This is a genomic window from Aureitalea sp. L0-47 (assembly GCF_026126405.1).
Taxonomy (GTDB): Bacteria; Bacteroidota; Bacteroidia; order Flavobacteriales; family Flavobacteriaceae; genus Pukyongia.
Genome location: NZ_JAFMTQ010000043.1, coordinates 1 through 1,255, shown reverse-complemented (window position 1 = coordinate 1,255; position 1,255 = coordinate 1). Strand labels below are relative to the sequence as shown.

General features: G+C 45.0%; 2 protein-coding genes. Both read right to left on the bottom strand.

All coding sequences use genetic code 11. The annotated features are described in order from the left end of the window. Window positions 1–941, bottom strand: a 941-nt coding sequence (locus J1N09_RS15375) for a type IX secretion system membrane protein PorP/SprF (RefSeq protein ID WP_265201168.1), incomplete at its 3' end; no start/stop codon positions are given. A 62-nt stretch (window positions 942–1,003) separates the two neighbouring features. Then, the coding region (locus J1N09_RS15370; RefSeq protein ID WP_265201167.1) for a gliding motility-associated C-terminal domain-containing protein at window positions 1,004–1,255 on the bottom strand (252 nt) is incomplete at its 5' end.

The following is a 1,255-nucleotide window of genomic DNA, read 5'->3' as shown; positions in this document are numbered from 1 at the left end:
TAGAAGAATCGTGGTGTTAGTACTCGTTCTGGTTTGTTAAATACATCGAATCGCAGCATGATCTCATACGAACCATCGCTGTAATCCTCTAAATCGGTCGTCTGGAAATCATATCCAAAACCGATGAATATCTCGTTGCTGGCCTGGAATCCTACCAAACCACTTAAAGCCGCACTCCAACGATAAGCCGCACCTAAGGTGAACTTCTCATTGATCAAAAAGTTAGCCGATACATCCCACTGAAGAGGTGATCCGCTTACCGCCTTAACCAGGGTCGCAGGCTTGAACTTCAGATTGTCACTTATATCAAACACATAACCCGCGATCAGAAAATAATGCAAACGCTCCGCGGCAATGGTTTCCTTCTCTATATTGGCCAAACTACCCTCATCGAAGTGCTTGGTGGTTAAGAAGTTCGGAACCGATACACCCGCATAAAACTTGTCCGTGTTATAATACACCCCGGCTCCTATCTGTGGCTGTAACCTGTTGTCCACATTGTTCTGAAACCTAGGATCCGTCTGATCAAAGATATTCAACTTGGTGAAATCAACATCCAGCAGATCCAAACCAGCCTTTAAACCAAAGGATAATTCCGCATCATCCGAAGTGTTGATCGTATAGGAATAATCAATAATCACATTCGACTCAACAGCAGGTCCAATCTCATCTCGAACGATCGAAAGACCCAATCCCATATTGTCCAATGATCCTATGGGTGTGTTAGCCGTAAAGGTAGCCGTCTTGGGCGCACCCTCTAAACCTACCCACTGGGTACGGTACAACAAACCAAAACTCAACGCATCGCGAGAACCAGCATAGGCCGGATTGATAACCTGGGTGTTGTACATATACTGCGTATACTGAGGATCCTGCTGTGCAAAACCACTGAAGGCCCCTAGCAATACCAAAAATATGAATGTTAAATAACTGTGTTTCATAGTGCAGTTGTTTTTACCCGGGTGTGAATCCACACCCGGGATATAGTGTGATCTTATTGCTTCTATCTGTTTACGTATAAATATCCGGCATAACTCGACTCACCAGGATTATCCTCACCGGTAAAGGTCAGTACATAATAGTACGTACCCGTCGGTAACATATCTCCCTGTTGAATGGTTGCCCGTCCATCAGAAATACCCCTGAAGACGTTCTCTCCACCACTAGTACCTCCGTAACCATCAGTCTCCCATACCAGGACACCCCAACGGTTGAAGATCTTCATGTTATTGTTCGGATACAACTCTATCCCAAC